This window comes from Shinella sp. BE166, from assembly GCF_051201095.1.
GTDB lineage: Bacteria > Pseudomonadota > Alphaproteobacteria > Rhizobiales > Rhizobiaceae > Shinella > Shinella lacus.
In genome coordinates this window covers 20,468-45,150 of sequence record NZ_JBPEHL010000018.1, presented here as the reverse complement: position 1 = coordinate 45,150, position 24,683 = coordinate 20,468, and the positions used below count along the sequence as shown (strand labels likewise).

Here is a 24,683-nt window from a genome sequence, read left to right as displayed (position 1 = left end):
CATCAGGTCCTCGACCGGGACGGGGAAGTTCTTCAAGGCTGAATGTAAACGCTCCACATCGCCAGCATGTTCTTTAGTCACGCTTCGGCAAATTGGCGATTGACCCTGTAGCCGCTACAGGCTGTAGACCTAAGCTCGAACGAATCTGACGAAGGAAGCCTATCCAAGAGATGCGGCGGGGTCCCATTTCGCGGCATTCAGTCCGTCGAGCAATCTTTGTTTGGCGCCAGCCGAGAAGCGGGACTAACTGCAGCGACGGCGCGGGGCGACATCGGCGCGCGGTGTGGGCGCCTCGCGCTCGACTTCCACTAACGATCAGGCCCAGCCAATGAGGGGAAATCATATTGCCGACTAGTTCCGTTAGACATCGAACCGTCTGGATTGCGATCGCTTTTGTCCTCGCGCTTCTTTTCGACATCGCGACAAAGTGGCTGATCGTTAACGTCGTCATGGTCCCGCCGCGGACGATTGAGCTTGTGAGCTACTTCAACCTGACACTGGGTTTCAATACCGGCGTCAGTTTCGGAATGTTCAGCGATATCTTCTTTGAGCGTCCGTTATTGCTGGCCACCATAAAGACCGTCATAACCATCGGGCTGATCGTCTGGGCAATGCGAGCGGATCGGACGTTGGAAGCGACTGCGCTCGGTTTGATTGCCGGTGGGGCGGCCGGAAATATTCTTGATCGCGTGTGGCATGGCGCCGTCACCGACTTTCTCGATTTTCATATCGGGACTTGGCATTGGCCCGCTTTCAACATGGCAGATGTCGCGATCACCATCGGGGCAGCGCTGCTTATCGCAGGCTCGATCTTTTCTTTTGAGCCCGCACGCACACCCGGACCGTCCAGTACCGAGAAGCGCTGAATGAAGACGTTGTCGGGTTTCAGCCGCACGCGACGCTGGACCAGTGCATCGGCTTTCTATGTGCAGAAATAATGGGAAAACTTGAATGAGCGAGAAACACCGCGAGGACGAAATACGGCTCGACGCGAGAAATGCCTCCGAGCGAACGACGCTTGTCTGGGTCCTTGCCATCAATCTGTTGCAAGTGATCGTCGCCGGCGTCGTTGGCGTCTTCGCTGACTCGACCGGTCTTCTGGGAGCAGCCCTCGATAATATGGGCGACGCTGGCGTTTATGCCATCAGCCTTTACGCCGTCGGTCGGACGGTAGTGGCAAAGGTGCGTGTTGCGCGCCTGTCCGGAATCCTGCTGATCGCCCTGGGTCTGGCACTTTTCGTCGAGGTAGGGCGTCGGTTTTTCGTAGGCGCCGAGCCGATTGGCTTGGCCATGATCATTACCGCCTTCATCAATGCCGCGCTGAATGTCATTTGCCTGAAGCTTCTTCGATCGCATCGCGATCAGGGCGTTCATCTGAAGGCGTCGTGGATTTTCACGACGAACGATATGATCGCCAATGCCGGCATTGTCGTTTCGGGCGCAGCGGTTATGTTCTTCGCTTCTCCTTATCCGGATCTGGTTATCGGGGTGTTGGTTGCAGGCATCGTCCTGCGGGGTGGCTGGGAAATCCTGGAAGAGGCGAAGGACGCATCTTAGCGGCCTGCAATGTAGGAGATCGGCGTTCATTGCAGTTCACGACGCTGGTCGGCAATTCGCCTGCCGCCACAGACGCATTGGAACGAGGGCCTCAAACAGTCGAATGCGCTCTCTGCCTGCGCCGGCCACCCACTTCCCAGCCGCCGCTTTACATCAAAGCGGCTTTTGAATCTGTGTTGGCCCCTAATGCTTCGGCGAAAGAGAATCGATGATGCGGCAGTCGGCGACCGTTCCACAACTACACTGGTCGATAATACTGTCTAGTTCCGCCTTCAACGCCTGCAGGTCGCGGATCTTGCGCTCGACCTCGGCGCGATGCTCGTTGGCAATTTCGTCGACCGCCATGCATGACTGGTCACGGTCGTCACTCAGCCTCAGAAGACCGCGTACCTGATCGAGGGAAAATCCAAGGTCGCGCGCGCGACGGATGAAGCTCAGTCGATTCAGGTGCGCATGGTCATAGGCGCGGTAGTTGCCCTCGGTGCGGCCCGGTTCGGGCAGCAAACCGTTCTTTTCATAAAAGCGGATCGTTTCAACCTTGGTGCCGGTTTTCTTGGCAAGATACCCGATTGTCAGAATGTTTGGCGACATGGCTTGACCCTGTAGTTGCTACAGGCCTCATGTAAGGCGCCAGTTCGTAATTGTCGAGGTGACGTCATGGCTTCCAGCGCGTTGAAATTGAAGATCAAGGGCATGGATTGCGCTGCCTGCGCAATGAAGATTGAAAACGCGATGAAGCGCTTGCCAGGCGTCAGCGACATCAATGTCAATTACAGTCAGGAAAGCATGGTCATCATGCTGGATAAGGACAGGACCTCGCCGCAGACTGTCGAGGACAAGATCAAAGGGCTCGGCTTCACCCCAATTTCAGCGGGCGCGGACAATCAAGCTGGTGCCAGCCAGCTCCCGGACTACCACGACCAGGCATGGTGGAAGGGTAAGAAGGGGCGTCTCGTCATCTTCACTGGCGCGATGTTTGCAGTTGCCTGGAGCATCGCCCACGTATCTCCGGACTGGGGTCAGATCGCTTACTCGGTAGCGGCGCTGATCGCCATCGTTCCGTTCGCAAGACGTGCCTTCGTCGGTGCTGTCTCCGGAACGCCGTTTAGCATCGAAACGCTGATGACGGTTGCCGCGCTCGGGGCGTTGCTGATTGGGGCCGCCGAGGAGTCGGCGGTCGTAATCCTGCTGTTTGCCGTTGGCGAGCTTCTCGAAACCATCGCGGCCGGCCGCGCCCGGGCTGGTATCAAGGCATTGATCGATCTTGTCCCAAGGACTGCCTTTCGCGAGCGCGATGGCGTGGTCGAGAAGGTTGCAGTAGAGGAACTGGCGATCGACGACATAGTCGTCGTGCGGCCCGGCGATCGTGTTCCCTCCGATGGCAAAGTCACGCAGGGCTTTTCCGAACTCAACGAGGCTCCGGTGACAGGTGAGTCCGTTCCGGTCGCCAAGAACGTCGGCGACAAGGTCTATGCCGGCAGCATCAACACCAATGGCGAGCTTCGGGTGGCGATCAGTCATGTCGCGGCCGACAATACAATCTCGCGCATCATTCATATGGTCGAGGAAGCGCAGTCGTCGAAGGCACCAATGGCACGGCTGATCGATCGCTTCAGCGCCTGGTATACGCCGGCGGCTATGGTGGTGGCGGCGCTGGTCATCGTCGTGCCGCCGATCTTCTTCGGCGGCGAGTGGGCGACGTGGATCTACCGTGGCCTCTCCACGCTCCTGATCGCCTGCCCCTGTGCGCTGGTCATCTCCACGCCGGCGGCCATAGCGTCCGGACTTGCGGCCGGCGCTCGCAAGGGTCTGCTTATCAAGGGCGGCGCGGCACTTGAGACGCTCGGAAAGGTCAAGACCGTCGCCTTCGACAAGACAGGAACGCTGACCCGCGGCCGACCGCAGGTCACGGATGTGTTGGCAATTGGCGGGACAGAGGCCGATGTGCTGGCCCGCGCGGCCGCCGTCGAACGGAACAGCAGCCATCCGCTAGGCGTCGCGATTGGTGAAGCGGCGGTCGCAAAAGGCTTATCTGTGCCGGCAAGCTTCGGCGGTGCCAAGGCAACGCCCGGAAAAGCGGTTACTGCGCGGTTGAAGAACGGCTTCGTCTCCGTCGGGTCTCCCCGATTTGCCGCCGAGCAGGCCGTACTCGATGACGAATTTGCCCGGCGGATCACCTACCTTGAGGAAGAAGGAAAGACGGTCGTCGTTCTGATGATGAACGGCAAGATTGAGGGCCTGATCGCGCTCAGGGACGAGCCGCGGGACGACGCCGCAACTGCCATCCGGCATCTGCAGGATATCGGCGTCAAAACTATCATGCTCACCGGCGACAATCAGCGCACGGCAATAGCGATAGGATCGGCGCTCGGACTGGACGTGAAGGCGGAACTACTTCCGGACGCCAAGCTTGCCGAGATCTCGCGCCTCAAGACGCAAGCGCCCATCGCCATGATCGGCGACGGTATCAATGACGCTCCGGCGCTCGCCACCGCTTCGGTCGGGGTGGCAATGGGCGGAGGAACCGATGTCGCGCTGGAAACCGCCGACGCCGCGCTGCTTCGCGACAAGGTTATGGGAGTGGCCGATCTCATTGCCCTCTCAAAGGCGACGCTTGGCAACATCTGGCAAAATATCGGGCTCGCTCTTGGTCTCAAGGTCATTTTCCTCGGCACGACGCTTTTCGGTGTTACCACGCTTTGGATGGCGATTCTGGCTGATACGGGGGCGACGGTCCTGGTAACAGCCAATGCACTTCGCCTTCTTCGCCATCGCCGCCGTGATATCGAGTAGGAGCAACTGGAAAGGAGGCCGATGCCCTGCTTTCCGGATCTACAGCGCTTTCCGAGAAATTCGAAATTCATCAATCGACCCTCGTTAAGGGGGTCGCCAAAATGCGTCAGTTCGAAGATGCGATCGAAATAATGCCGGGAGAAACCCTAGCTTTGAGGGCGGGCGCATCGCACATCATGTTTGCGAAGCTTAGGAAGCAACTGGCGGCAGGGGAGCGCTTCGCCGTCAGTCTCAACTTCAAGAACGCTGGCTCGACAACCGTGGACTTGGCTGTCCAGGGGCTCGGGGTTTCCAAGCCCGCCAAAGCCCATGACGACGCAGGCCGAAGGCTGACTGACCGTGCTGAAGATTGTCCGCACCGCTGCTTAGTTGCCGGCGCGATTCCTGTCGCGATCTTAATCGGCGCCTGGCCCTGATGCCGCCGCCCGCGGGGCGGGAGCGTGCAACCTGCGATCGCCACAGGTCTCCAGGTGCTCTTATCCTCTCGACGGCCTGTCTGTCAGGTCAGGAACTCGCAATAGAACCAATTCGTGCTGAGCGAGGTCGAAACCGAGAGACAGCCGCGGTGTCAGGCCGGATGTTGAAGAGGTCGACCGGCCTGACGGAGACGTCGGGGCGCTCAGTTCGAGACCGTGTATCCGAGGTCCACAACCGTCTCCTGCAGTATGTCGGCGCCGATGATCTCGGGATCGATCTGAACGATCGCCCTAGTGCTATCGAGTGAAACGTTGACGTCCAGCACGCCGGGAAGCGCGCGTAGGCCCTTCTCGACCTTTGCGACACAGCTCGCGCAGTCCATTCCGACCACATTCATTTCTACAGTTTCCATCTGAAATCCTTTCAGGACTAAGCTGACGTGAGTTAAGTTTCCCAACGCGTCAAAACTTTGCACCCTGTAGCGGCTGCAGGGTCAACCCAAAGGGCTCACGGTTCCTAGAAATTTTTGGGCCCTTCGATCATTTGCCGCCAAGCCAATGTCCGGGAGGCATCCGCAGCCAATGAAGCGCCGTTGATCCAGTACCACTCTGCATCGTGCTACGTACCGAGTTAAAAACCTAGGAACGCAGATCAGAGCTATAAAGCCCCAGATTGAGGTGTTTAGCAGGGCCTCTGCCCTGCACGCTTAATCAGATGGTGGTGGAACCGGGTCACGCTTCATACCTGATGCTATGCGATATGTTTGCCGGCGGGCATTGTGATTACTCTGGTGTGACCGGCAGTGCTCGCTTGTGTGCGGTCGCTGTGTACATGGTGAGGATTCGCTCGCGAGCTGGTTCCGTGATCACCTTACCCTCGAGAAAATCGTCAATCTCGTCGTAGGTGACGCCGTAAGCCTCCTCGTCAGGACGCAGCGGCGCATCGCTTTCTAGGTCGGCGGTCGGCACCTTGTCGATCAGTTCCTGTGGCGCTCCGACGTGCTTTGCAATTGCACGGACGCGGCGCTTGGTAAGACCCGAAAGTGGAAGGATATCCGCAGCGCCGTCTCCGAATTTCGTGAAGAACCCCATCAGCGCCTCGGCGGCGTGATCCGTACCGATCACCAAGCCGCCGACGGCGCCCGCCAACGCGTATTGCGCAATCATGCGCTGACGTGCCTTGATATTGCCGAGGTGGAAATCGACCCTCTCTACCTCAAACAATTCTCCTGCCTGACGACGGATCTCTGCAAGCATGGCATCGGCAGCCGGTTTGATGTCGATGGTGACGGTTCGATCGGGACGGATCGCCGCTAAGGCTTTCTGCGCATCGGCTTCATCAGCCTGAACGCCATACGGGAGCCGCACTGCGACGAATTCCGCTTTGTGGCCGTGCTCGCGCAGGCGGTTTGAAGCGGTCTGGGCCAGGATGGCGGCGGTCAGGGAATCCACGCCGCCGCTGATGCCAAGGACAAAGGCCCGTAATGCCCTAGTGCGAAGGTAATCGGCCAGAAACGCGATCCGACGTTCTGTCTCTGCTGCTGCATCGAAGCTCGGTGCGACGCCGAGTGCGTGGATGATATCGGCCTGTTGATGCAGCAAGGTCGTTCCTTCGTTTGACGAACGCATCAATAGCTAAGCCCAGGCGCGGTGACGTCAAGGCCTTTCATAGGGGCTGATCAATTCCCTCGATGTCGGTCATCTGTTTCGCGTTCGTCAGTTGGGCTGGAAGGCGTCTACCCGGGAAGCGGCAAGCTTACAGCGGAAAGTTGCCTGTTGCAGCGCGTGGTCGTGGCTTAATTTGTGTGACCAATGGCCGAGGCCGTCGTGAGGATCCGGCCATTAGGTCATTCAGCAGCCTGCAGACTGCGCCTCTGGTTCTCGGTTACAGCATGATCCGCTTCGGATGCGGCTGGCAGTCGCCATCCCTTGATCAGCCCATAGACGGCCGGAATGACGACCAGCGTCAGCAGCGTCGACGACACCATGCCGCCGATCATCGGTACGGCGATCCGTTGCATGATCTCCGATCCCGTGCCGGTCCTCCACAGGATCGGCACGAGGCCGGCCATGATGGCGGCGACGGTCATCATCTTCGGTCGGACGCGCTCGACCGCGCCGACCATGATCGCCCGATTGAGGTCCGGCTTCGAGAAGGAACGACCCTCCTGTTCGCAGGCTTCGCGTTGCTCCTTCAGGGCGTGGTCGAGATAGATCAACATGATCACCCCGGTTTCCGCCGCCACGCCTGCAAGGGCAATGAAGCCGACGGCGACCGCCACCGAGGCGTTGAAGCCCATCCACCACATCAGCCAGATGCCGCCGACCAGCGCGAACGGCAGCGACAGCATTACGATGACAGTCTCCGTCAGCGCCTTGAAGTTCAGGTAGAGCAGCAGGAAGATCAGGGTCAGGGGAACGACGACGGCCAGTCGTGCTTCGGCCCGTTGGAGATATTCGAACTGACCGCTCCAGGCGACGGAATAGCCTGGAGGCATCGTCACGCTCCTTGCCACTGCCTGCTGGGCTTCGGCGACATAGCCGCCGAGATCGCGGTTGGCGATGTCGACGTAGATGTAGACGGCGAGCTGGCCGTTTTCGGTGCGGATGGTTGTCGCTCCGCGCGTCAGCTTGACGTCCGCGACCTCGCCGAGAGGAACCGTCCCGCCGCCCGGCAGGGATATCTGCACGTCCCTGGCGATCGACTGCGGATCGCTTCGCGAGGCCCGTGGATACCGTATTGCCACGCCATATCGTTCCCGGCCTTCGACCGTCTGGGTAACGACCTCGGAGCCCAGCGCCATGCCGACAACGTCCTGGACATCGTTGATGGTCAGCCCGTAACGGCCGAGCGCCGTTCGATCGGGAACGATGTCGAGGTAGTAGCCGCCGATCACCCGCTCGGCATAGGCGCTCGACGTACCGGGGATTGTCTTCAGCACGCTTTCGATTTGGCGAGCGACTTTTTCCATCTCGCCGAGATCTGTACCGTAGACTTTAACCCCGACGGGCGTTCTGATCCCGGTCGACAGCATATCGATGCGGGCGCGGATCGGCATGGTCCAGGCATTGGAGACGCCGGGGAACTGCAGGGCGGCGTCCATCTCCTGTTTCAGGCTGTCGGTGGTGACCCCCGGCCGCCATTCCGACTTCGGCTTCAGGGTGATGATCGTCTCGAACATCTCCGTCGGCGCCGGGTCGGTGGCGGTCAGCGCCCGCCCGGCCTTGCCAAAGACGGTTTGGACTTCCGGGAAGGACTTGATGATGCGGTCCTGCGTCTGCATCAGCTCGGCCGCCTTGGTGACCGATATGCCGGGCAAGGTGGTCGGCATGTACATCAGCGTGCCCTCGTCGAGATTGGGCATGAACTCGCTACCGATATGCTGGACGGGCCAGGCAGTGACCCCGAGGATGACGAGCGCCGCCAGAATCGTCAATGTCTTGACCCGCAACACCCCAGCAATGACGGGGCGGTAGATCCAGATCAGGAACCGATTGAGAGGGTTCTTGTGCTCGGGAACGATATAGCCCCGAACGAAGAGGATCATCAGTGCAGGCACAAGCGTCACCGATAGCAGGGCGGCAGCAGCCATCGAGAAAGTCTTGGTGAAGGCGAGCGGCCCGAACAGCCGGCCTTCCTGCGATTCCAGTGTAAAGATCGGCAGGAACGACACGGTGATGATCAGCAGGCTGAAGAACAGCGCCGGCCCGACCTCGCTCGCCGCCTCTATGAGGATTTCCACCCGTGGCTTGTCAGGCGGCGCACGCTCGAGATGCTTATGGGCATTCTCGATCATGACGATCGCCGCGTCGATCATCGCGCCGATGGCGATAGCGATGCCGCCGAGGCTCATGATGTTTGCACCGATCCCGGTTCGGGCAGAGGTCGCGGACCTGTCCATGCTGTCGGCGCACGCCGACGCAAACGAGCTGATGCGCTGGCTGTCCGGCTTCCGTCGGCCGCCGTCCCGCGTGTTCATCGTGCATGGTGAAGACGATGCCTCCGAAGCGCTGCGCGTGCGGATCGACCGCGAGCTTGGATGGAACGCAGTCGTCTCACGCCAGAATCAGGCTTTCGACCTATGACGATCAACAACGTCGAACCCGAGGTTCCTTCTCAGCCGACGCTACGCGTGCGGCGCCTGCGGCTGCACACTCAGCACCAGGCCGTGGTGGTGATGCGCACCGATTGCCATGTCTGCCGCTCGGAGGGTCTGTCCGCGCGCACCCAGGTCCTCGTCTCGATCGGCGCGAGACAGGTACAGGCAACGCTCTTTCAGGTCGAAGGAGATGCATTGCTCGCTCAGGATGAAGTCGGTCTTTCTGAAACAGCCTGGCAGATCCTCGGCGTTAGCGAGAATGACAATGTGACGGTGACCCATCCTCCGGCCGTGGAGTCTCTGACGAGCGTGCGCCGTCGCATATATGGCAATCGCCTCGACGCGCACGCCTTTGCCGAAATCGTGAGCGACGTGGTCGCAGGCCGCTATACCGAGGTCCATCTCGCCGCCTTTCTGACCGCCAGTGCCGCGCTTCCTCTCGACGAGAGCGAGACTGTTGACCTCACGCGCGCCATGGTCGATGTCGGCGACCGGATGAGCTGGAATGCTCCGATCGTTGTGGACAAGCACTGTGTCGGCGGGTTGCCGGGCAATCGAACCACGCCGATCGTCGTCGCGATCGTGGCCGCCAATGGCCTTGTCATGCCGAAGACGTCTTCGCGCGCGATTACCTCGCCAGCCGGCACCGCCGACACAATGGAAACGCTTGCCCCTGTCGACCTCAGCATCGAAACCCTTCGACGCGTCGTGGAAGCAGAAGGCGGATGCATCGCCTGGGGCGGGGCGGTGCATCTCAGCCCCGCCGACGACATTTTCGTCCGGATCGAACGCGAACTCGACGTGGATACCGAGGGACAGCTTGTCGCTTCCGTCCTTTCAAAAAAAATCGCCGCTGGCTCGACGCATGTGGTTATCGACATCCCGGTTGGGGCAACCGCCAAGGTGCGCAGCGAAGCGGCCGCCGATCAGCTCGCCAGTCGCCTCAGCGCCGTCGCTGCCCGTTTCGATCTGGCCCTGACCTGCGTCCAGACCGACGGTTCGCAACCCGTCGGGCGCGGCATCGGCCCAGGTCTAGAAGCCTTCGACGTCCTGGCGGTTCTTCAAAACGCGCCGGATGCGCCGGACGATCTGCGACGCCGCGCGATCCTGTTGGCGGGCGCCGCGCTTGAGATCGGTGGAAAGGCCGCAAAGGGGAAAGGTGAAGCGCTTGCGTTGGCGACCTTGGTCGACGGTCGTGCCTGGTCGAAGTTCATGGCGATCTGCGAGGCGCAAGGCGGACTTCGTGAGCCACCGAAGGCCGCACAGGTTCATCCGTTGATCGCGTCGCGCGCCGGCCGCGTCGTCCATATCAACAATCGCAAAATCGCCCGACTCGCCAAGCTCGCCGGAGCGCCGGAGTCGAAGGCGGCAGGCGTCCAAATGGCCGTCCGCCTCGGCGACGAGATCGCCAGCGGCCAGCCGCTTTTGCACGTTCACGCCGAGACGGCTGGTGAACTTGGCTACGCACTGGACTATGCCGCGCATGCAGGCGACCTTTTCGAGGTCGAAAGTTGACGTGGCGGCTGTCCATTTGGATACGCCGGCACCGTCCGGCCGGCGCATTCTCGATCTACCAGCGCTTGATGCACTGGATGGTCCTTATCCTGTGTATCATCCAGGTCCCCACGGCCTGGGCGATCCAACGCACGCACATGGCGCACCTTTTCTTGAAACCTAAACCCTTCGACCTTTTCCTGCATCAGGTTCACGCCTGGAGCGGATGGCTGATTATGGCGCTGGCGCTCAGTCAACTTATTCTGCGCTTCACATATGGCCGACCACCTCCGATCCAGGGCATGTCGGTGCTTGAGCGCATGATCGCAGGGGTCACTCATGCGGTGCTCTACGGCCTATTGCTCGCACTGCCGATCACAGGCACGATCGCTATGTACGTGACGTTCCGCATCGCTTCCCTGCACAGCCTGCTGAGCTGGATGCTTCTGGTCGTTGCGACCACTCACGCCCTCGCTGCTCTGTGGCATCACTTCTGGCGTCGCGACGACGTGCTGCGGCGAATGATCAGGAACACGAAATAGCGCGCCGGACAGTCAGCCCACGGGTAAATTCTATCTAGTCGAGCGCGCTTCTCCGCGCGAGCAGCACACTCATTTGCGGAGATTGGCGCGCAGGTCGTTTCGGTGAGCGGCCTCGCAAGCATTGATCCCTACGTGTTTGATGCAGCGCAAAGTGATCATTCTGGATCTGCGCTAGATTTGCCCCCAGTTTCTACATTCAAGCAAACCGAAGGATGAGCCGTGGTGGCCGCCGGCGTGACAATGGTCAAGGCGTTCAGAAGGTCGCATAATTGGGCGACCGCCTTGCGGCGCGGGTTTATCCTTTTCTTCGCCATCGCGTTCGGGCTTACGGCGTTTCTCACAGATGGCGGGCATCAAGCGCGTGCTGCTTCAAGGGAGGGCATCCCGGCGCTCATGACTCAAGCTGGGGATTGTGCCGACCTCCTCGTGCGCATGCCCTGCGACAACGATACCCAACGCGGCGCCGAGCACCCGTGCGACAGCGGTCACTGCCTGTCGAGCCTCGGGTGCTTCCTCTGCGCTCCGCTGAACACGGCCTGGAGCTGGCGCACGTTGAACGCCGAGACAGTCTCGCCGGCTGCATCGCCCGTGCCCTCATCCGCGGAGTTGCGTCGTCAGAAGCGACCTCCGCGATCCATCTTGGTCATCTGAGCACCTTCGGCCTGTTCTGTCCGTGTGCTCCAGCCGACCCGAGGACTGGCACAATGCCTTAGTCTTCCGACCGTGCGCGTCCCAGGCCGCCCAACGATACGGCCGAGGAGACGAGCCGTTCTGCGTGACGCCGACGTGACATAGCCTCCAATCGTCGGCTGCCGGCGAGCCAGAAAGGGCCATGCACGGACCTTGCCGAAATCGGTAGGCAGCGGCACGCGAGGAAGTCTTCGGTATCCGCACGCCGGGCCACTTTTCAAACTCACCTCAAGATGTGCTCGAGCAGCCCGCAAGGCTGCGAGCCGAGGAGCTGAATACCATGTTAAAGACCCACTCGACCCGTTCGATTTCCATCACCGCGGCAGTCCTGACAGCAACCGCGATTCGCAGACGTGCGGCCATGCTGGCCTTCGCGACGGCATCGGCCCTGGTGCTTGCTATTCCGTTCGCCGCCACCGTCCGAGCGGAGCCTGCTGCAACCGGCTTCGTCTATACGGCCGATGAATTTGGCAACACCGTTAGCCGCATCGACCTTGCCACGGAAAAGATCGACATCGTTCCGGTCCCGATCACGCCCCACAACGTGCAGTTCGTATCGGGAAAAGATTTGGTGCTGGCGGTGGGCCTGCCGGTCGCCGGCAAAGCTGAAGACGCTCATGCGTCCAATGGGGCTGGCCATGGCGGCGACGGACATGGTGATGCCGCTGTCGCAGGCCAATTGATCGTCCTCGACGCGGCCGATATTTCCTCCGGCGTGAAGGCGTCGATCCCCGTGGGTGGGCATCCTGCGCATGTGATCGCAGACGCGCAAGGCAATCGCGCCTACGTCTCGAATTCCGAAGACGACAGCTTGTCGGTCGTTGATCTTGCCAAGGGCGAGGTCGTCGCCACGGTCGGCACCGGCGACTACCCCCACGGCCTGCGGATGAGCCCGGATGGAAGCGCCATCTATGTCGCGAATGTCCAGGACGGTACTGTTTCGGTTATCGACACAACGGCGCTTTCGGAAGTTGCCAGGATCAAGGTAGGCGTTGCGCCCGTCCAGGTCGGCTTCACACCTGACGGAAAGCGGGTCTATGTCTCGCTGCGCGATGAAAACAAGGTCGCCGTTATCGACACGCAGTCGCGCGAGGTGATCGCACGCATCAATGTCGGCCGTTCGCCCATCCAGGTTTACGCCACGCCTGATGGCCGGCTGGTTTACGTCGCGAACCAGGGAACCGAAACGGAGCCGGATGAGACGGTCTCGGTTATCGATGTCGTAGGCGGGAATGTCGTGAAGACCATCCAGACGGACAAGGGCGCTCACGGCGTGACGGTCGTTGCCGACGGAGCCTTTGTCTTCGTCACCAACATCGTGGCCGGGACCGTTTCCCAGATCGACGTCGGCAGCCAGTCCGTGGTCAAGACATATGCTGTCGGCAAGGGACCGAACGGCGTCACCTATCAGGCGCAGTGATGCAACGTCGGGGCGGCGCTTCGCCGCCCCGCACGACCTAAGCCTCAAACCTATGAGCAGGACGGCCGGCATGCAGGCTTCATCAATGGACAAAGGGTCGGCGAGGCTCTATTCTTTGCCCATGCTTCGCGCGTTGCTTATCATTGTTACAACCATCTCGCTTGCCGCTGCTTCTTTTGCCGTTCAAGCACACGAGACCCGCATGTCCGGGATGTTGGAACGCGCCGCGCTGACGCAGCACATGGAGCAAGCCTCTTCTTCGATGGCCGCTTGCAGCGAAGGGAAATCCTGCAAAGCAGATGCCGGATTGTGCACCTTCGCCTGCGCCGGAATATCGGCCTGGCTTCCGGTTGTGCGTACTTCGGCAAAGCAAATCAGCTCGCGGCAAAAATATCCCTTCCCGCCGGATGCCGTCTTCGTTGCGGCAGCTCCCGGCCGGAATGATCGCCCTCCTATATCGCGCCTCCTCTGAGCCTGCGGCGGGGCTGATCCCGCTGCGATCCATTTGGACCTTTCAGGCGGGACAGATCGTCCCGAGGTGACGAATATGACGACCTTTTCACGACGCGGCTTCCTCGCCGCCAGCGCAGCCATGCTTGCTGCATCCCATTTCCCCATCAGGGCCTACGGCCAGGACGCGGCTGCGATCCGCCTGGCCGCCACCAGCCGCACGCTCGATATAGACAATCGACCGGCCACCGTTTTCGGACTTGCTGGTCCCAACGGGCAGGGGCTGCTCCTCGATCCGGGCGAGCGATTTCGGGTGGATCTGACCAACGATCTCGCCGAGTCCACGATCATTCATTGGCACGGCCAGATTCCCCCGAACGCTCAGGACGGCGTCCCGGATATGCCGCAGCCGCTTCTTCAGCCCAGTGAAACGCGCAGCTTCGATTTCGCGCCCCAGCCCGGAACGCACTGGATGCACAGCCATGTGCCGATCCAGGAAATGCGATTGCTCGCCGCGCCGCTGATCGTCCGGAGGGCAGAAGACCTATCCGCCGATCGGCAGGAAGTCGTCCTGTTCCTGCACGACTTCGCGTTCAAGACACCGGAAGAAGTGCTGGAAGAGATCACCAGCGCAAGCGCTGATGGACATGGCGCTGCCGGCATGTCACGCGCGATGCAAGGCATGAACCATGGCGGCATGCCTGGAATGAACCAGGGCGAGGCCGGGGGAATGGGCTCGATGGCCATGGATATGGGTAACATGGCGATGGATCTCAACGACTACGACTGGGATGCCTATCTCGCCAATGACCGAACCCTGTCCGATCCCGATGTCGTTCAGGTCGAACGCGGCGGCCGGGTTCGCCTCCGTGTCATCAACGCAGCCGCAGCCACCGTTTTCTGGATCGACACGGGCGAAGCACAAGCCCGGCTCGTCGCCGTCGACGGGCATGAGGTCCAGCCGGTCGCGGGTTCGCGGTTCGGGCTGGCCATGGGGCAGCGTCTCGACCTGGAGATCGACCTTCCAAATGAGACCCGCGCATGGCCGATTCTGGCGCTCAGGGAGGGCGAACGTGAAAGGACCGGCATTATTCTCGCCCCCGCGGGCGCCACGATCGACCGGATCGATTCCCTTTCAGCGAATGACGCCCCGGCCTTCGACACGGACTTGTCTCAGGAGTCACGGCTGGTCGCTGTCGACACGCTTGCCGCCCGTCCGGTGGATCGAAGCCACATGATCATGCTCGGCGGCTCGATGCAGCCCTATGTCTGGACCATCGACGGAGCACCATGGGGCAAGCATCGGCCGGTTGCCGCAACGAGCGGCGATCGGGTGGAACTGATGTTCCACAATATGTCGATGATGGGGCACCCGATGCATCTGCATGGGCATGCATTCCAGGTTGTTGGCATCAACAGGCGACGCTTCGAAGGTGCGCGCCGCGATACCGTGTACATACCGCCGATGTCGATGGTCACTGTTGCCCTTGATGCCGGCGAGGCCGCGAGCTGGATGTTGCATTGCCATCATATGCCGCATCTGGCCACCGGGATGATGACCGAGTTCAGGATCGCTGCATGAAACCGCTCTGGATCGCGGTCGCCGCAACTCTCCTGGCGGCGGCCGGTGCGATCTTGGTCGGAAAGGGACGGTCCGGTCAGGAGGCGAGCGATCGCATCGCCCTTGGCCGGGCAGTCTATCTAGCGAACTGTGCGAGCTGTCACGGCACGAAACTCGAAGGCCAGCCCGACTGGCGCAGCCCGGGCACGAGCGGCCGCCTTCCGGCGCCGCCGCATGACAAGACCGGTCACACCTGGCATCATTCGGACAGGCAGCTCCTCGCAATCATCACCGATGGGACCGCCGCGGTGGTTGGCGGTGGCTACGAGAGTGACATGCCCAGCTTTCGGGAGGCTCTGACCTCCGCCGAGATCGAGGCTGTCCTCGACTACATCAAGAGTACCTGGCCGCAACGAGAGGCAGACTACCAACGCCGCATCTCGAACGGCTGACACGCCGGAGGCCACGAAAACAATTTCGTGGCCCCACATCGCCATCGCGCGCCGCCCCACCACCACATTCATGCCGACGGGTTCGGCAGTTGATGGCGGCAGAGAGGGTGTTCGGCGGCCTAAAGACATAAGGATTCACAAATGAACAAGAGAAACGTCTTCGCTCTGCTCGTCGCCGCGGCAGCGGTTGCGGGCTTTGCGCTTTGGAATCGAACCGGATCGGAAGACGAAGCCAGAAGAGGAGTATCGGGCCAGGGGACGGCATTGTCGGTTGTCGTGCCTTCGTCATTGTCCGACACCGCAAAGATGGGAGAACGAGCTTTCAACGCCGTCTGTGCAGCGTGCCACGGCAAGAACGCGGCCGGAACCGATGCCGGCCCGCCGCTCATCCATCGGATATACGAACCTTCTCACCACGGAGACTACGCCTTTGAAATGGCCGTCGCCAACGGCGTGCGCGCGCATCACTGGAAATTCGGAAACATGCCTCCTCAGCCGGGTCTGACGAGGGCCGACGTCGCTACGATCGTGGCCTATGTGCGCGAGCTTCAGCGGGCGAACGGCATCAATTGAGGAGCATTGGCGGCGAGATACCCTGCCAGACCTGTCGAGGCGGGTTTGAGGAAATCGGGCGGCTGCGAGTGGAGTTGTGGTGTGATAGGATGAGGCGGCCAAGTCGCCTATGGGAGGGGTGTGCAATGCGAACTGGCATAACATGCGCATTTGTCGTTCTGGCTTTGCTGGTGTCGGCGTCAAATGCCCAAGAGGATCAGCCGTTTCATACGTCTTATTTCGCGGATGAAACGACCATCAGCCTGTCCGTGACCGTCGCGGCAACCTCTCTTGACCCGGAATATAATTTCGATGTGCAAGTCGCGCTCACGGAGCGCGGACCCGAGGGTCAGATCAGATTCATCGACCACAGCGCCCACCTTGCAAAGGTACGATGCGCCGCGCCGAAGGCCGTCATGATCGGCCAATCAGAGTTTATGCTGTCGGATTCGCCCGAGCCGGGGGATTGGAAGCAGGATCTCTGGCGCACCTTCTGCCTCCTGCCGGTCTCATGAGGAACGGGGCCGCGCTGCATCCAGCGCGGCCCTGTGCTTCACTTGACCTGGGTGACAGTCAGCTTTCCGTTGACGCGCTCGGCAACGAACTGGACCTTTGCGCCGACCTTGAGCTTTTCCAGCATCGCGTCATCAGCGACCTGGAATACCATCGTCATGGCCGGCATCTCGAGGTTCTTCAGCTCTTCATGGATGAGCGTGACCTTCTTCGCCTTCTCGTCCAGCTTCTTGACCGTGCCGCTGGTGAATTCCTGCGCGAAGGCGGCGGTGCCGAAGGCGAAGGCGACGGCGCCGGCGAGTGTGATTCTTGTGATAGCTTTCATCGTCATTTCTGTTGCTCCTTATTTCTTCGCGACCGTGACGTCGCCGTGCATGCCGGAATCGTAGTGACCGGGAACGAGGCAGGCGATCTTGAACACGCCGTCGTTGGTGAACTTCCAGACGATCTCGCCGGATTTTCCGGGCGCGAGGCGAATGGCGTTCGGATCCTCGTGTTCCATTTCCGGGAATTTCTCCATCACGGCTTTGTGCTCCATGATCTTGTCTTCCTGGTCGAGCACGAATTCATGATCGACCTCGCCCGCATTCTTGATCGCGAAGCGAACGGTCTGGCCCTGGCGGACCTTGAAGGTGCTTGGTGTGAAGATCATCTTGCCGTCATCCGTTTCCTTCATCGTGACACGGATGGTCTGGGACGCCTTGGCCTTTTCACCGGGTTCGCCAACGGCCATTTCGCCATGACCGCCCTCATGCGAACCGGATGCAAAAGCAGCGGTGGCAAACGTTGAGAGTAGCAGACCAACTAGAATGCGTTTCATAATCGTTTCCTTTGTCGTTTCTGGGAGGAAGTTAACCGTGATTGGAATGGCCAGACGGAAGTTGTGTCTTGGCATCTTTCGCTTTGACAGGCTCGGGCAAGCTCCCGGTCCATTCCCACGCCTGCGTGCCGGGAGGGTTCTCGTACCAACCCGGATCGCTGTAGTCGTCCGCTGAGATACCCTCGCGGACCTTCACCACGGAGAACATGCCGCCCATTTCGATCGGGCCGTGGGGACCCCACCCGGTCATCATGGGGACGGTGTTCTCCGGTATTTCCATCGACATTTCGCCCATATCCGCCATGCCGGCCGTCCCCATGGGCATGTATTCGGGACGGATCTGCCTGATCTTTTTTGCAACCTCCTTCTTGTCGACCCCGATGAATGTCGGGATCTCGTGACCCATGGCATTCATGGTGTGATGCGACTTGTGGCAATGGATCGCCCAGTCGCCGACGTACTTCGCGTCGAACTCGTAGGCGCGCATCGCACCGACAGGGATGTCGATGCTGACCTCGGGCCAGCGCGCCTCCGGCCTGACCCAGCCGCCATCGGTGCAGGTCACCTCGAAATCGTAGCCGTGCATGTGGATTGGATGGTTCGTCATCGTCAGGTTACCGACGCGAACACGAACCCTGTCGTTCTTGGAAACGACGAGCGGATCGATCCCTGGAAAGACGCGCGTGTTGAACGTCCAGAGGTTGAAGTCGGTCATTTCCATGATCCGGGGCACGTATGTTCCCGGATCGATGTCATAGGCGCTGAGCAGGAAGACGAAATCCCGATCCACCGGCATGAACTTCGGGTCCCGGGGATGGATGACGAAGAAGCCCATCATCCCCATCGCCATCTGTACCATCTCGTCCGAGTGCGGGTGGTACATGAAGGTGCCGGATTTCACGAGATCGAACTCGTAAACGAAGGTCTTGCCAGAGGGGATGTGAGGCTGCGACAGCCCGCCAAGACCATCCATCCCCGACGGCAGGATCATACCGTGCCAATGAATGGTCGTGTGCTCCGGCAGCTTGTTGGTCACGAAAATGCGAACCCGGTCGCCTTCGACTGCTTCGATGGTCGGACCCGGTGACTGGCCGTTGTACCCCCAAAGATATGCGGTCATGCCTTCGGCCATCTCCCGCTCCACCGGCTCGGCAACGAGGTGGAATTCCTTCACCCCGTTGTTCATTCGGAACGGCAAGGTCCAACCGTTGAGGGTGACGACCGGATTGTAATCTGGGCCGACCGTCGGCTTTACCGGGGTTTGCGTGGCCGCCGAGTCCATGAGAGCGGCTTCCGGCAAGCCCATGTTGGACGTTTGCGCCCAGGTCTTACGATAACGCTGCAATGGTGGCAACTAAACCACATATGTGCTAATGTGGGTCCGTCACTTCGGGAGTATGTGAAATGAGCCGCTTGACGATCGACATAACGGACAAACAACATCAAAGCCTCAAAGCGCTAGCCGCTCTGCAGGGCAAGACAATCAAGCAGTACGCACTTGAGCGCCTGTTTCCTGGCGACGTCGAGGGAGAACTGGCCTGGGAAGAGTTAAAGACGTTGATGAATACGCGCATCAGTGAGGGGCTCGCCGGAAAACTGTCGACCAAAACCGTAGGTGAGATCCTCGACGAGGAGATCGCCGAAGGTCGCGCTTGACGGCTTACATCCTGACCGCAGAGGCAGAATCCGATCTTCGCTCGGTAATCCGTTACACACGGACACAATGGAGTGCCGCCCAGGTACGTCACTACGTCTCGGCTTTGGAGCGAGGAATGGAGGACATTGCCGCGGGCAAAGTTCCCTTCAAGGATCTGAGCGCACTCTATCCGGCGCTGCGGATGGCGCGATGCCAGCACCACTACTTCTTCTGTCTGCCTCGAGAACATGCGCCCGCTCTCATCGTAGCGATTCTTCACGAACGAATGGATCTCATGAGGCGTTGGCTGACCGTCTAAACGAGTGATGTTTTCACGACGGGAGGAACTCCTGCGCGCGTGCTAGATAAGCCCTTGTCTTCGAGCGATCAAAAAGGTGTCGTCGGTTCGGATCCCTTCAAGAGCAGCGAATCTGACGCTTCGAGTGGCGTGATGAGATTTTTTAAGAGATTACCCGATGGCAAATGGCTCGAAACGCAAGGGCATGCCCCGTTCTAGGGTTACGAGCTCCGGTGGCAGGATTGCCAGACCGTCGGCATGGGCCATGGGCAACAGGCTTCCCGACGATCCGCGGCCCAGCATTGCAAGCAGGGGAGTGCCAGAAGCGTCGCGACTCTGAAGGCGGACGGCGACGAATTCCGTTCGGCCCTCCTTCTTGCGCAACCCAAAGTCGGAGATCGCCGGCATCCAGACGGGATCCAAACGCTCGATCCCGGCCACAGCCCTGATCGCCGGCAGCGCAATCTTGTCAAGTGTCACGGCGGCGGCCATGGGATTCCCAGGAAGCCCGATAAAGAGCGCCGACCCCAGCGTGCCGAAGGAAACCGGCTTACCCGGCCGCATGGCGACATCAAGCACGCCGAGCGACCCGCCGCTGCGTGTTAGCGCGTCCCGCACATGATCCTCGCCACCCTTGGACATCCCGCCTGACGTCACGACGATATCGTGCTCCGTAGCAGCGCTGTGAATGATATCGGTGGTCGCCTCAATCGTGTCCGGCGTCGCCCCGAGATCGCGGACTTCAAGCCAGGGATGCGACAGCATGGAGGCGAGAAGGTAGCGGTTGGAATTGTAGATCTGGCCAGCTGCCAGGTGCTCACCCGGCTCTTTCAGTTCAGAGCCTGTTGTGATGAACCCGAGTCGGATCTTTCGAACGATGGAAATCCGAGACAAGCCTGCGGCCGCGAGCAGCGCAATCCGGTGTGCTGTCAGAACCGTCCCGGCCTTGAACAGCAGAGAGTTTTGGTCGACGTCTTCGCCCGCCCTGCGGATGTTCTCGCCTGGGCGGGGCCGGTAGGCGGTGGTGAACTCGCGATCGTGCCGCGAGCATTTTTCACGGATGATCACGGCGTCGAAACCGGCCGGGATCATCGCGCCGGTGAAGATTTCCACGGCCTCAGCACTTTCGAAACTGCGGCTGCTGGCCTGATCTCCGGCTGCCACTCTGTCTGCGACCAGAAAGGTCCAGGGACCACTGCCGGAAAAATCTGCCGAGCGGACCGCAAACCCATCCATCGCCGAATGATCAAAGCGCGGCAAGGCACAGGGCGAGCGGATGTCGGCGGCCACAACTCTTCCCGCAGCAGAGAACAGTTCTAGATTTTCGCTGGCGGTCACTGGCCGACAGAGGCTGATGGCGCGGCTCACCGCATCGGCAACCGACAGCATGGGGCGAGCAGCGTAGGCTTGCCCGCAGTCGAGAGAGTCCAACTGGACCGAGGTAGAGCGTGACGAGGATGAAGCCCCACTTCATCACGGCCGGTTCTGGATTGTTCCTGAATTGATCCCAGGCAACATATGCCGTGCTCAAGCCTGAAAGGACGAACCAGATGAAAAGCAGGTAGTCGATGGGCTGAATAAACACAGTGCACTCCATGTCCGTGAGAATCATGACATGGAGCGCACCGTACCGATTCCTAGTGTTGGAAGGTCAAGGGCGGCGCCCCTATTTTGGACCCTCCATTTCTTGGACATCCCAACCCCGTCAAGCCAAAAGGAACCATAGGTACGCCGGTGGAGCGGGGGCAATAGCTTACCGAGGGCTATCAAAATGACAGAAACCGCTTCAAGCTCAAACCCGCCGACAGAATGTAAGGCGGCATAGCGAGTGAATAGTGACCACAGTTCAATTGCAAAATACTTGGTCTAGCGCCTGCGCAGGTCAGCCTCTGTATTAACCTCTCCGACAGCTCTGGCAACACCACTTTATCTCTCTTCGCCAGCACAACGTGAAGAATGAGATCCGGTCGTGCCAAACGATCCGCGTAATTCTCGATGTTAAGTGGCGCCCAGGCTCTCCTGAGATCAGTAAGCTCAATATCCGGTTCAAGGCTCTCTCGAATTGATCGCGTGGCACGGCCGGTCCAAACCATATCCGCGAGGCTTCCTGCCGCCAGAAACAGCGAGGCCTTAGAAACGGTCGCGTCGTGCGCCGCGATGAGGCCTGCGACCCAGGAGCCCAGGCTCATACCGAGAACAGAAATCTCTCTGTAGCCTTCACTCTTTAACCAACGAATGAGTTTGCGCCCATCCCATACCCCCTGCCTTATCGATTGGATCGTTCGACCGAGATTCGCGCTAAGCATGTAGTCGGCGTGCGTGGACCCCGGACGGCTGCGCTCGAGGTGATACGGCATAGCAATTTCCACAACCGTTATGCCTCGCTTGGAAAAGAACCTAGCAAGCTGATTATTCCGCGCACTTGCATTCCAATGGTGAAAAACCACCATCGCTCGGTCGAGCGATCCACTCTCGGTGATCCTCGCCCAGACGACATTATTCTCGTCGATGTCGGTCAGGGTGTCCGATGGAAACTTGAGCCATCCATCTCGCCGTTTAAAACCTTGATCGCTCCTAGTCGGCTCATCGAAGAAAGTCTGATCAGCCACGGCTTGGTCGGCGAGAAGACAAAACTCCTCGATACTCCCGATCTTCGCAGCGCCTGAAAAGGCCCGTTCCGCGTCGAGCGCGAAAACCGTTGCTTTCTTGCCTTCCTCACCGCGCTTTGCCCGCCGCTCATCCCAACGATCAAGCCAATTATGAAACATTCAGATTGGTCCCTACTTCACTCGCCCGCCAACGGCCGAACGCCGGATCAAACAGGCCGTAAAGCGCAAGAAGCACTCCAAGGCCCAAAAGGATCGAAAAACCAGAAAAAGCACCGATCAACAAGTAGCCTGCAACGAGCAACGCTACGACCGTCGACATCTTCCACAAAGGTACACGAAACCGGTTTCCGGTACCCAAACCGATGGCGCCAAACAAAAAAACGATGCAGGTGGAAATAACGACAAGAAGGCTGCTGTAGTGCGTCGGCATTCTATAGCCGATCGTGCCGCTCAGATTGTCGAGCCCAAAAATAGCCGCTGACATATCTCTGATCAACCAAGCCGCAATATTCTCGCCGGCCGACGTCAGGTACGAGCTTTGGCCCTTCATGCATATGGCGACCAAAATCCCCAAAACAGTACACCTGAAAATTCCCCGGATCAGGGTCAGTCCGACTTCGTTGAGCTGGGATCGGCAATCCACCTCAGGTCGCGTTTCCAGTTTCTTTCTGATTTTGCAAAAATCATAAGCGATCGTGTAAAGCAAAATGAGGCCTGCAAAGAAAATATAGAAAGAGATCGCCATGTACAAATATGCAATCCCTGTGAATAGCATCGCCTCCGGCACTGATATGACATCAGGGCGCACGATCGCTAATTTTCCCCAGTCCATGGCATATTCGCCGCCGCCTTTCATTAGCGGGATCAAACACACTTCGATCCACTGAACAATCCCAGCGAATACAAAGCAAACCAGAAAAACCGCCCAATAGGTAGAGGAAGAGCTTTCTACGTTGCGCGCCCAAGCATCGTGGGAGTCCGTCCCGTCGGCCTGCGCGACAAGCTTCAGACGCCCCTCGAATTTCCAGAAGGCCAGAAGCTCTATCACGAACACGAAGAATAGTGGCAGGAACACCATGAAGACGAATGTCCAATTTGGCGCCCAGAGAAACCCGACCTGCTTAACGACCCCGTCCATTCGGTCGTAACTCGCGCTGTGAACCCCCGTAACATAGGACAAAAACCCAAGAGCGGTGGCGCCCGCAAACACCGCCGCTGGCAAATTCAAGGGAGAGCCGGAGCTAAAAAGCGCCTCTGATCTCATCGCCAAACCCAAACGCCGAACTGGCGTCTTGGCGTCCGCATCCCCTGCCAACCCTACCGAGGGCATCGTCTCATCAGGGGCGGTCGCATTTTGTGCTATATCTGGGGCTTCCGGTGCAACGCTGCTTCCGGCTTTCCTCCCGTCTCGCCTCTTGGCCGTTAATCGAGATTGGGCCTCACTCAACTCCATCTGCCATTCGCTGGTTGCGACCGGATCATCGCACCCAAAAATCCTTGCCAGCCAACGAATGTTGGCGGTGCTGATTCCCTTGTCGTTCTCTTGAAACCAAAGTTGCACCGTGCGCAGGTCGATCCCAATCCGGTTGGCATCAATCTGTGAAATCGCCTCTGCAAGTAGCTCCGGCGTCCATGGTCCTGCTGGAAATCCATCGCTGCCAAGCGGCCGTCCCGCTCCGGCCGCGGCCGTTCGTTTGAATAGTTCTTTGAAATCACTCCCGTCCTTCGGCGGAGGGAGAAAAAACTTTCCGTTGTTCAACAAAGACTTAGTGGCTCGCGTTTCGTTTCGTTTCGCTAGATTTCGTATCTTGTCGTGCCTTCGTTCCCAAATAGAGGCCTGTTCCCCCCGCAACAGATCCCACGATTACGCAGGCTGTTTTCGGTCGACGGTCATTTGTTTCGATGAACCCCCCTCAACCGATCATGCGGCGCGCCGCGGTACTTGGCAGCCGATTGTGTTTTCTCGTGGTCCAACGCGTGTGTGGAAATTCGAGACGGTGTCATTATTATGGAACGAAATATGGGCAAGCCTTTGCGTGGTCAGACAGTCCTGGTCACCGGCGCGTCGGGCGGCATAGGGGCGGCAATCGTGGAGCGCCTCGCCTCGGAGGGTGCGCGGCCAATCATCCACTATTGCCAGGACGAGGATGCGGCGGAGACACTATTGGCCCGTATTGGTGGCGACGGCTTGATGGTGCAAGCCGATCTTTCGACTTCGGAGGGGCCATGCACATTGTGGCGGAAAGCGGTTGCTTTCGCGGGACGTATTCACGGTGTCATTAACAATGCGGGTATCCGTACCGAAATTCCGATAGAGAATTCAGCCGCGGCCTGGAAGGCCGCATGGCAAATGGAGTTTCAACTCAATCTCTTTGCTGCGGCCGATCTCTGTAGGGAGGCGATCAGGCATTTTCGAACCGAGGGTGGTGGGCGCATCATTAACATGGCAGGCCAAGCCGGTCAGCGTGGCTCCGCCGCCGACATACTGCCTCATGGCGCGACCAAGGCCGCGCTCATCAATCTCACCAAATCCATCGCCTCAAGCTTCGCTCGTGAGGGGGTGATAGCGGTGTCTATCGCACCTGGCCTCGTCCGAACGGAGATGGCAGAGAAATACATCGCCGCCCATGACAAGGGAGAAGCTGTAGGGGACATTCCAATAGGGGATATGGCCGAAGCATCCGAAATAGCTGAACTTGTCGCGTTTTTGTTGCGTCACTCTCAGGAGTCGCTCAACGGTGCCACCCTCGATGTCAATGGCGGCAGCTATATTCGCTAAC

At 59.6% G+C, this 24,683-nt stretch carries 24 protein-coding genes and 2 pseudogenes; 16 read left to right on the top strand and 10 right to left on the bottom strand.

Annotation, left to right across the window (positions count from 1 at the left end; genetic code table 11):
• Window positions 1-344: 344 nt before the first annotated feature.
• On the top strand, window positions 345-866 hold the full coding sequence (gene lspA / locus J2Y63_RS29580) for a signal peptidase II (RefSeq protein ID WP_094542208.1): 522 nt from the start codon (window positions 345-347) through the stop codon (window positions 864-866).
• Window positions 867-951: 85 nt separating this feature from the next.
• A complete protein-coding gene (locus J2Y63_RS29575) occupies window positions 952-1,557 on the top strand; it encodes a cation transporter (protein WP_094542209.1) in 606 nt (201 codons plus the stop codon).
• A gap of 183 nt (window positions 1,558-1,740) precedes the next feature.
• On the opposite strand, the gene J2Y63_RS29570 is transcribed toward J2Y63_RS29575, so the two are convergent.
• Window positions 1,741-2,148: a MerR family transcriptional regulator gene (locus J2Y63_RS29570; protein WP_094542210.1), complete on the bottom strand. Its 408-nt coding sequence runs from the start codon at window positions 2,146-2,148 to the stop codon at window positions 1,741-1,743.
• Between the two features lie 66 nt (window positions 2,149-2,214).
• On the opposite strand from J2Y63_RS29570, the gene J2Y63_RS29565 reads away from it, so the two are divergent.
• Entirely contained in the window at window positions 2,215-4,350 is a 2,136-nt protein-coding gene (locus tag J2Y63_RS29565) for a heavy metal translocating P-type ATPase (RefSeq protein ID WP_306041730.1), read from the top strand.
• Between the two features lie 14 nt (window positions 4,351-4,364).
• Window positions 4,365-4,766: pseudogene (locus J2Y63_RS29560) on the top strand (copper chaperone PCu(A)C); the annotation flags it as partial.
• Window positions 4,767-4,969: 203 nt separating this feature from the next.
• Here J2Y63_RS29560 and J2Y63_RS29555 read toward each other — a convergent pair.
• From J2Y63_RS29555 to J2Y63_RS29545, 3 genes and pseudogenes are all read right to left on the bottom strand, one after another.
• Entirely contained in the window at window positions 4,970-5,179 is a 210-nt protein-coding gene (locus J2Y63_RS29555; RefSeq protein ID WP_094542212.1) for a heavy-metal-associated domain-containing protein, read from the bottom strand.
• A 370-nt stretch (window positions 5,180-5,549) separates the two neighbouring features.
• Window positions 5,550-6,395, bottom strand: coding sequence for an ammonia-dependent NAD(+) synthetase (nadE, locus tag J2Y63_RS29550; RefSeq protein WP_094542213.1), 846 nt, complete (start codon window positions 6,393-6,395; stop codon window positions 5,550-5,552).
• Window positions 6,396-6,613: 218 nt separating this feature from the next.
• Window positions 6,614-8,638: pseudogene (locus J2Y63_RS29545) on the bottom strand (efflux RND transporter permease subunit); the annotation flags it as partial.
• On the opposite strand from J2Y63_RS29545, the gene J2Y63_RS29540 reads away from it, so the two are divergent.
• The 9 genes from J2Y63_RS29540 to J2Y63_RS29500 all read left to right on the top strand — a co-directional run bounded on the left by J2Y63_RS29540 (window position 8,562) and on the right by J2Y63_RS29500 (window position 16,542).
• Entirely contained in the window at window positions 8,562-8,852 is a 291-nt protein-coding gene (locus J2Y63_RS29540) for an MBL fold metallo-hydrolase RNA specificity domain-containing protein (RefSeq protein ID WP_374817246.1), read from the top strand. The pseudogene J2Y63_RS29545 and the gene J2Y63_RS29540 overlap by 77 nt on opposite strands.
• The gene (locus J2Y63_RS29535; protein ID WP_080843324.1) at window positions 8,849-10,381 is read left to right on the top strand and encodes a thymidine phosphorylase family protein; all 1,533 of its coding nucleotides are present in this window, start codon (window positions 8,849-8,851) and stop codon (window positions 10,379-10,381) included. Before J2Y63_RS29540 ends, J2Y63_RS29535 begins: the two co-directional genes overlap by 4 nt.
• A complete protein-coding gene (locus J2Y63_RS29530) occupies window positions 10,378-10,902 on the top strand; it encodes a cytochrome b (protein ID WP_306041725.1) in 525 nt (174 codons plus the stop codon). The genes J2Y63_RS29535 and J2Y63_RS29530 overlap by 4 nt, the downstream gene beginning before the upstream one ends.
• A 970-nt stretch (window positions 10,903-11,872) precedes the next feature.
• The gene (locus tag J2Y63_RS29525) at window positions 11,873-13,012 is read left to right on the top strand and encodes a cytochrome D1 domain-containing protein (protein WP_234190684.1); all 1,140 of its coding nucleotides are present in this window, start codon (window positions 11,873-11,875) and stop codon (window positions 13,010-13,012) included.
• Between the two features lie 70 nt (window positions 13,013-13,082).
• Complete coding sequence (locus J2Y63_RS29520) at window positions 13,083-13,484, top strand: hypothetical protein (protein WP_094542215.1); 402 nt, start codon at window positions 13,083-13,085, stop codon at window positions 13,482-13,484.
• 75 nt (window positions 13,485-13,559) lie between these two features.
• The gene (locus J2Y63_RS29515) at window positions 13,560-15,044 is read left to right on the top strand and encodes a multicopper oxidase family protein (protein ID WP_306041721.1); all 1,485 of its coding nucleotides are present in this window, start codon (window positions 13,560-13,562) and stop codon (window positions 15,042-15,044) included.
• Window positions 15,041-15,475 carry a c-type cytochrome gene (locus tag J2Y63_RS29510; protein WP_306041719.1) on the top strand — a complete coding sequence of 145 codons (435 nt, stop codon included), beginning with the start codon at window positions 15,041-15,043 and terminating at the stop codon, window positions 15,473-15,475. Before J2Y63_RS29515 ends, J2Y63_RS29510 begins: the two co-directional genes overlap by 4 nt.
• Window positions 15,476-15,616: 141 nt before the next feature.
• Window positions 15,617-16,048: a c-type cytochrome gene (locus J2Y63_RS29505; protein WP_037094849.1), complete on the top strand. Its 432-nt coding sequence runs from the start codon at window positions 15,617-15,619 to the stop codon at window positions 16,046-16,048.
• A 125-nt stretch (window positions 16,049-16,173) separates the two neighbouring features.
• Window positions 16,174-16,542 carry a hypothetical protein gene (locus J2Y63_RS29500; RefSeq protein WP_052821447.1) on the top strand — a complete coding sequence of 123 codons (369 nt, stop codon included), beginning with the start codon at window positions 16,174-16,176 and terminating at the stop codon, window positions 16,540-16,542.
• 38 nt (window positions 16,543-16,580) lie between these two features.
• On the opposite strand, the gene J2Y63_RS29495 is transcribed toward J2Y63_RS29500, so the two are convergent.
• The 3 genes from J2Y63_RS29495 to J2Y63_RS29485 are packed head-to-tail and all read right to left on the bottom strand — an operon-like array spanning window position 16,581 to window position 18,714.
• Window positions 16,581-16,865: a copper-binding protein gene (locus tag J2Y63_RS29495; protein WP_077546222.1), complete on the bottom strand. Its 285-nt coding sequence runs from the start codon at window positions 16,863-16,865 to the stop codon at window positions 16,581-16,583.
• Between the two features lie 18 nt (window positions 16,866-16,883).
• A complete protein-coding gene (locus tag J2Y63_RS29490) occupies window positions 16,884-17,360 on the bottom strand; it encodes a cupredoxin domain-containing protein (RefSeq protein WP_077546209.1) in 477 nt (158 codons plus the stop codon).
• 31 nt (window positions 17,361-17,391) lie between these two features.
• Complete coding sequence (locus J2Y63_RS29485; protein ID WP_306041706.1) at window positions 17,392-18,714, bottom strand: multicopper oxidase family protein; 1,323 nt, start codon at window positions 18,712-18,714, stop codon at window positions 17,392-17,394.
• 50 nt (window positions 18,715-18,764) lie between these two features.
• On the opposite strand from J2Y63_RS29485, the gene J2Y63_RS29480 reads away from it, so the two are divergent.
• Both J2Y63_RS29480 and J2Y63_RS29475 read left to right on the top strand, forming a co-directional pair.
• Window positions 18,765-19,016 (top strand): antitoxin, encoded by a 252-nt coding sequence (locus J2Y63_RS29480; RefSeq protein ID WP_094542217.1) that lies wholly within the window; start codon window positions 18,765-18,767, stop codon window positions 19,014-19,016.
• Complete coding sequence (locus J2Y63_RS29475) at window positions 19,013-19,315, top strand: type II toxin-antitoxin system RelE/ParE family toxin (protein WP_094542218.1); 303 nt, start codon at window positions 19,013-19,015, stop codon at window positions 19,313-19,315. The genes J2Y63_RS29480 and J2Y63_RS29475 overlap by 4 nt, the downstream gene beginning before the upstream one ends.
• A gap of 150 nt (window positions 19,316-19,465) precedes the next feature.
• Here the strand turns inward: J2Y63_RS29475 and J2Y63_RS29470 are convergent, their stop codons facing one another.
• The 3 genes from J2Y63_RS29470 to J2Y63_RS29460 all read right to left on the bottom strand — a co-directional run bounded on the left by J2Y63_RS29470 (window position 19,466) and on the right by J2Y63_RS29460 (window position 23,665).
• Window positions 19,466-20,683, bottom strand: a complete 1,218-nt coding sequence (locus tag J2Y63_RS29470) for a molybdopterin molybdotransferase MoeA (RefSeq protein WP_306041701.1) — start codon at window positions 20,681-20,683, stop codon at window positions 19,466-19,468.
• A gap of 377 nt (window positions 20,684-21,060) precedes the next feature.
• On the bottom strand, window positions 21,061-22,062 hold the full coding sequence (locus J2Y63_RS29465) for an alpha/beta hydrolase family protein (RefSeq protein ID WP_306041699.1): 1,002 nt from the start codon (window positions 22,060-22,062) through the stop codon (window positions 21,061-21,063).
• Window positions 22,052-23,665: an RcgA family putative transporter gene (locus tag J2Y63_RS29460; RefSeq protein WP_306041697.1), complete on the bottom strand. Its 1,614-nt coding sequence runs from the start codon at window positions 23,663-23,665 to the stop codon at window positions 22,052-22,054. The genes J2Y63_RS29465 and J2Y63_RS29460 overlap by 11 nt, the downstream gene beginning before the upstream one ends.
• A 258-nt stretch (window positions 23,666-23,923) precedes the next feature.
• Between J2Y63_RS29460 and J2Y63_RS29455 the strand changes: the two genes are divergently transcribed.
• Window positions 23,924-24,682: an SDR family NAD(P)-dependent oxidoreductase gene (locus tag J2Y63_RS29455; RefSeq protein ID WP_298103138.1), complete on the top strand. Its 759-nt coding sequence runs from the start codon at window positions 23,924-23,926 to the stop codon at window positions 24,680-24,682.
• Window position 24,683 lies beyond the last annotated feature (1 nt).

Bases quoted from the DNA above. Each gene is read 5' to 3' on its own strand.
- J2Y63_RS29565 (WP_306041730.1), top strand. From the start codon at position 2,215: ATGGCTTCCAGCGCGTTGAAATTGAAGATCAAGGGCATGGATTGCGCT.
- J2Y63_RS29570 (WP_094542210.1), bottom strand. From the start codon at position 2,148: ATGTCGCCAAACATTCTGACAATCGGGTATCTTGCCAAGAAAACCGGC.
- J2Y63_RS29505 (WP_037094849.1), top strand. From the start codon at position 15,617: ATGAACAAGAGAAACGTCTTCGCTCTGCTCGTCGCCGCGGCAGCGGTT.
- J2Y63_RS29540 (WP_374817246.1), top strand. From the start codon at position 8,562: ATGACGATCGCCGCGTCGATCATCGCGCCGATGGCGATAGCGATGCCG.
- J2Y63_RS29480 (WP_094542217.1), top strand. From the start codon at position 18,765: ATGAGCCGCTTGACGATCGACATAACGGACAAACAACATCAAAGCCTC.
- J2Y63_RS29465 (WP_306041699.1), bottom strand. From the start codon at position 22,062: ATGTTTCATAATTGGCTTGATCGTTGGGATGAGCGGCGGGCAAAGCGC.
- J2Y63_RS29510 (WP_306041719.1), top strand. From the start codon at position 15,041: ATGAAACCGCTCTGGATCGCGGTCGCCGCAACTCTCCTGGCGGCGGCC.
- J2Y63_RS29555 (WP_094542212.1), bottom strand. From the start codon at position 5,179: ATGGAAACTGTAGAAATGAATGTGGTCGGAATGGACTGCGCGAGCTGT.
- nadE (WP_094542213.1), bottom strand. From the start codon at position 6,395: ATGCGTTCGTCAAACGAAGGAACGACCTTGCTGCATCAACAGGCCGAT.
- J2Y63_RS29575 (WP_094542209.1), top strand. From the start codon at position 952: ATGAGCGAGAAACACCGCGAGGACGAAATACGGCTCGACGCGAGAAAT.
- J2Y63_RS29455 (WP_298103138.1), top strand. From the start codon at position 23,924: ATGGGCAAGCCTTTGCGTGGTCAGACAGTCCTGGTCACCGGCGCGTCG.
- J2Y63_RS29490 (WP_077546209.1), bottom strand. From the start codon at position 17,360: ATGAAACGCATTCTAGTTGGTCTGCTACTCTCAACGTTTGCCACCGCT.
- J2Y63_RS29525 (WP_234190684.1), top strand. From the start codon at position 11,873: ATGTTAAAGACCCACTCGACCCGTTCGATTTCCATCACCGCGGCAGTC.
- J2Y63_RS29500 (WP_052821447.1), top strand. From the start codon at position 16,174: ATGCGAACTGGCATAACATGCGCATTTGTCGTTCTGGCTTTGCTGGTG.
- J2Y63_RS29520 (WP_094542215.1), top strand. From the start codon at position 13,083: ATGCAGGCTTCATCAATGGACAAAGGGTCGGCGAGGCTCTATTCTTTG.
- J2Y63_RS29535 (WP_080843324.1), top strand. From the start codon at position 8,849: ATGACGATCAACAACGTCGAACCCGAGGTTCCTTCTCAGCCGACGCTA.
- J2Y63_RS29495 (WP_077546222.1), bottom strand. From the start codon at position 16,865: ATGAAAGCTATCACAAGAATCACACTCGCCGGCGCCGTCGCCTTCGCC.
- J2Y63_RS29515 (WP_306041721.1), top strand. From the start codon at position 13,560: ATGACGACCTTTTCACGACGCGGCTTCCTCGCCGCCAGCGCAGCCATG.
- J2Y63_RS29470 (WP_306041701.1), bottom strand. From the start codon at position 20,683: ATGCTGTCGGTTGCCGATGCGGTGAGCCGCGCCATCAGCCTCTGTCGG.